Origin of the sequence: Pseudomonas tehranensis (assembly GCF_014268615.1) — a bacterium.
Taxonomy (GTDB): domain Bacteria; phylum Pseudomonadota; class Gammaproteobacteria; order Pseudomonadales; family Pseudomonadaceae; genus Aquipseudomonas; species Aquipseudomonas tehranensis.
The window spans coordinates 1-4,654 of sequence record NZ_JABWQV010000326.1 but is presented as its reverse complement, the minus strand read 5'-3'; the positions used below and the strand labels follow the sequence as shown (position 1 = coordinate 4,654).

The window sequence follows — 4,654 nt, the reverse complement described above, 5'->3', positions numbered from 1 at the left end:
TGGGAGCGGGCTTGCTCGCGAAGACGGCCTTACATCCAATATTAATGTCGGCTGCCAGAGTGCTTTCGTGAGCAAGCCCACTCCCGCGCCAGACGAGTTGCATCAGTTACCGCTCATGCACATACGTGCCCGGCGCCGCTTCTCCCGCCGGATAAGTCTTGTTGCCCAGCACTGTGGGTGCCTTTTTCAGTTTGCCCGAGCGCTCTGCCTGCCACGCCTGCCAATGCAGCCACCAGGAATCGGTGTGCTTGGTGGAGTTCTCCTGCCAGTCCTCGGCCTTGGCCGGCATGTCCTCGCTGGTCATGTAGCGCGACTTGGGGTTACCAGGCGGGTTGAGGATGCTTTGGATGTGACCGCTGCTCGACAGCACGAATTCCACCTTGCCGCCAAACAGCTGTGCGGATTTGTAGCAGGACTTCCAAGGGGTGATGTGGTCGTTGGTGCCGGCCAGGGAGAAGATGTCGGCGGTGACCTGCTTGAGGTCGATCGGTGTACCGCACACTTCCAGTGCATTGGGCCGGATCAGCGGGTTGTTCTTGAACATCTCGATGAGGTCGCCGTGGAACGCCGCCGGTAGCCGGGTGGTGTCGTTGTTCCAGAACAGGATGTCGAACACTGGCGGCTCGTTGCCCAGCAGATAGTTGTTGACCCAGTAGTTCCAGATCAGGTCGTTGGGGCGCATCCAGGCGAAGACCTTGGCCATGTCGCGACCTTCAAGCACGCCGGCTTGATAGGAATGGCGCTTGGCCGCCTCCAGGGTCTGCTCGTCGACGAACAGCGCTACGTCGGTGTCCAGGGTGGTGTCGAGCACGCTCACCAGCAGGGTCAGGGCGTTGACCTTCTTCTCGCCCAGGGCGGCGTAGTGCCCCAGCAGCGCGGTGCAGGTGATGCCGCCCGAGCAGGCACCGAGCATGTTCACATCCTTGCTGCCGGTGATGGCCGTGACCACGTCCACCGCTTCCTTGAGCGCCTCAATGTAGGTCGACAGGCCCCACTCGCGCTGCTCCTTGGTGGGGTTGCGCCAGCTGACAATGAACGTCTGCACATTGCTGCGCAGGCAGAAGCGCGCCAGGCTCTTGTCCGGGCTCAGGTCGAAGACGTAGAACTTGTTGATCTGCGGCGGCACCACCAGCAGTGGGCGCTCGTGAACCTGTTCGGTGATGGGTCGGTACTGGATCAACTCCAGCACGTCGTTGCGAAACACCACGGCGCCTTCCGTCACGCCAAGGCTCTTGCCGACTTCGAAGGCGCCCATGTCGACCTGGCTCGGCATCCCGCCGTTGTGCACCAGGTCCTTGGCCAGATGGGACAGGCCATCCAGCAGGCTCTTGCCGCCGGTTTCGAAAAAGCGTTTGACCGCCGCCGGGTTGGCTGCCGAATTGGTCGGGGCCATGGCTTCGGTCATCAGGTTGATCACGAAGTGAGCGCGACTGATGTCCTGAGGCGAGAGGCTGCTCTCGTCGATCCAGGCGTGCAGCTCCTTGCGCCACGCCAGGTAGGTTTGCAGATAGCGTTTGTAGAGCGGGTTCTGGCTCCAGGCCGGGTCGTTGAAGCGGCGGTCATCGCCCGCAGGTTGCAGCTCGGATCTGCCGAACAGGACGTTCTTGAGTTCGACGCCGAAATGGGCGACGTGCTTGACGCTGTGCAGCGGTTGTTTGATGGCCTGGGTCAGCACCATTCGGGCAGAGGCCAGCAGATCTTTTCTGCGCAAGCCGACGACAGGATTCAACCCCAGGGTATTTTCCGAGGCCTGGTACTTCAGGTCATCGTTGTTCTTGTTGCTCATCTACGACGCTCCATTGTCCTTCAGACGAGTACCTGGGCCATGCCAGAAAGCTCACAGCCAATGCCAGGTACGCTGCTCGGGTTACCGTTGATTCCGCATCGAGGCAATGAGGAAACGTGTGCAAGGAACTCGGCGATTCCTTTGCAGGGAACTTGCCAGCTCCATTGGTTACCCGAGTTTAATTTTTTTCGCAAGCAGGCCAGTCATTGACGTTGCCGCGGGGGCATTCAAGCAGATGAGTCTAGAAAATTCGCCCTAAAGCGCCAGCCCTTGAGTTAGAGCATCAGCTTGACGACCGACTCGTTCGGGTCGCGGGTTTTTCCGGCCGCCTTGAGTTCGGCAAGATAATCGTTCCACAGGTCCTCCTGGCGTACCGCCAGTTGGTACAGATAATCCCAAGTGAACAGTCCGCTGTCGTGGCCATCGTCGAAGGTCAATTTCAGTGCGTACTGGCCGGCCGGTTCGACCTTGGTCAGGCCGACGCCGAGCTTTCCATGTTGCAGGATCGGTTTGCCGTGGCCCTGGACCTCGGCGGAAGGCGAGTGCACCCGCAGGAATTCGGCGGGCAGGTGATATTCCTCGTCCGGCGCGTATTTGAGCGTCAGGGTCTTGGAGGCTTTGTGCAGGTTGATGGCGCTGGGGAGTTTGGTCATGGCTTGTGATCTGTCTCTGAAGGACGCCTTGATCGATAAAACGACACAGTCGAATGTGGGAGCGGGCTTGCTCGCGAATGCGCAGTGTCAGTCACAGCAATGTTGACTGTTACACCGCATTCGCGAGCAAGCCCGCTCCCACAGGTCTGCGTTCGCCTGTAATTGCTGCTTACAGGATATACCGCGACAGGTCTTCGTTCTCTGCCAGTTCACCCAGGTGGCTGTTGACGTACTCGGCATCGATGAGGATCGGTGCTTCGTTGTGGGCGCTGGCCAGGTCGCCGGCGCTGAACGACACCTCTTCGAGCAGACGTTCGAGCAGCGTGTGCAGGCGACGGGCACCGATGTTCTCGGTCTTCTCGTTGACCTGCCAAGCGATCTGCGCCAAGCGCTTGATGCCCTCTGGCGCGAACTCGATGTTCAGGCCTTCGGTCTTGAGCAGGGCGCAATACTGTTCGGTCAGGGATGCGTGGGGTTCGCTCAGGATGCGTTCGAAGTCTTCCGGCGTCAGGGCCTTGAGCTCGACACGGATCGGCAGGCGACCTTGCAGCTCGGGCACCAGGTCGCTGGGTTTGCTCAGGTGGAACGCACCGGAGGCGATGAACAGGATGTGGTCGGTCTTGACCATGCCCAGCTTGGTGTTGACCGTGCAGCCTTCGATCAGCGGCAGCAGGTCGCGTTGCACGCCTTCGCGGGACACATCGGCGCCGCCGACATTGCCGCGCTTGGCGACCTTGTCGATTTCGTCGATGAACACAATGCCGTGCTGCTCGACGGCCTCCAGGGCCTTAGCCTTCAACTCTTCTTCGTTGACCAGGCGGCTGGCTTCTTCATCGCGAACCAGCTTCAGCGCTTCCTTGACCTTGAGCTTGCGGTTTTTCTTTTTGCCCTTGCCCATGTTGGCGAACAAGCTTTGCAGCTGGTTGGTCATTTCTTCCATGCCGGGCGGTGCGGAGATGTCGACGCCGGCCATTTCGGCCACTTCGATCTCGATTTCCTTGTCGTCCAGCTGGCCTTCGCGCAGGCGCTTGCGGAACAGCTGGCGGGTGTTGGAATCCTGGGTCGCAGCAGATTCGGCGTTGAAACCCATGCGCGCTGGCGGCAGCAGCGCGTCGAGGATGCGCTCTTCGGCGGCATCTTCGGCGCGGTGGCGGACCTTGGTGATTTCCTGTTCGCGCAGCAACTTGATGGCGGCATCGGCCAGGTCGCGGATGATCGACTCGACGTCGCGACCGACATAACCGACTTCGGTGAACTTGGTGGCTTCGACCTTGATGAATGGCGCGTTGGCCAGTTTGGCCAGGCGACGGGCGATCTCGGTTTTACCGACACCGGTCGGGCCGATCATCAGAATGTTCTTGGGGGTCACTTCGACGCGCAGCTCTTCAGGCAGCTGCATCCGACGCCAGCGGTTACGCAGGGCGATGGCGACGGCGCGCTTGGCATCGTCCTGGCCGATGATATGACGGTTGAGTTCGTGGACGATTTCGCGGGGAGTCATGGACATAATAATTGGCGGTCCTCAAGCAAGAATGAGCCGTGGCTTATTCCGCGAGATCCTGCTCCTCAATGGTTTGGGTGTGGTTGGTGAAGACGCAGATGTCGCCGGCGATGCCCAAGGCAGTCTCGACGATCTCGCGGGCCGACAGATCGGTCTTTTTCAACAGGGCGCTGGCCGCGGCCTGGGCGTAGGCGCCGCCGGAACCCATGGCGATCAGGCCATCCTCGGGTTCAACGACATCACCGTTACCGGTGATGATCAGCGAGGCGTCCTTGTTGGCGACCGCGAGCATGGCTTCGAGGCGACTCAGGGAACGGTCGGTGCGCCATTCCTTGGCCAGTTCCACGGCGGCACGCACCAGGTGGCCCTGATGTTTCTCAAGCTGGCCTTCGAAACGCTCGAACAGGGTGAACGCATCGGCAGTGGCCCCGGCGAAGCCGGCAATGACTTGGCCGTGGTACAGGCGGCGGACTTTCTTCGCGTTGCCTTTCATCACGGTGTTGCCCAGTGAAACCTGGCCGTCGCCGCCCATGACGACTTTGCCATGACGGCGGACTGAAACGATGGTGGTCAAGGGAAGAGTCTCCACGCAGCGGGGCGAAAATGCCCGGATGGAACTCATATGGGGGTGGCGTGGTTTTTTTCAACTGCGGGGTGGGAGAGGGGACGAGTGGTGCGAGGCGCGTAGGAGCTGTCGAGCGGAGCGAGGCTGCG

Annotated in this window: 4 protein-coding genes; all 4 read right to left on the bottom strand. The window is 60.7% G+C overall.

Features of this window, described 5'->3' with window-relative positions:
* Positions 1–106: 106 nt before the first annotated feature.
* Positions 107–1,786 carry a class II poly(R)-hydroxyalkanoic acid synthase gene (gene phaC, locus HU811_RS25105; RefSeq protein ID WP_186658678.1) on the bottom strand — a complete coding sequence of 560 codons (1,680 nt, stop codon included), beginning with the start codon at positions 1,784–1,786 and terminating at the stop codon, positions 107–109.
* A gap of 275 nt (positions 1,787–2,061) precedes the next feature.
* Positions 2,062–2,439, bottom strand: a complete 378-nt coding sequence (locus HU811_RS25100; protein WP_092395506.1) for a gamma-butyrobetaine hydroxylase family protein — start codon at positions 2,437–2,439, stop codon at positions 2,062–2,064.
* A 169-nt stretch (positions 2,440–2,608) separates the two neighbouring features.
* Positions 2,609–3,946: an ATP-dependent protease ATPase subunit HslU gene (hslU, locus tag HU811_RS25095; RefSeq protein WP_092395508.1), complete on the bottom strand. Its 1,338-nt coding sequence runs from the start codon at positions 3,944–3,946 to the stop codon at positions 2,609–2,611.
* 37 nt (positions 3,947–3,983) lie between these two features.
* Positions 3,984–4,514 carry an ATP-dependent protease subunit HslV gene (gene hslV, locus HU811_RS25090; RefSeq protein ID WP_003186641.1) on the bottom strand — a complete coding sequence of 177 codons (531 nt, stop codon included), beginning with the start codon at positions 4,512–4,514 and terminating at the stop codon, positions 3,984–3,986.
* Positions 4,515–4,654 lie beyond the last annotated feature (140 nt).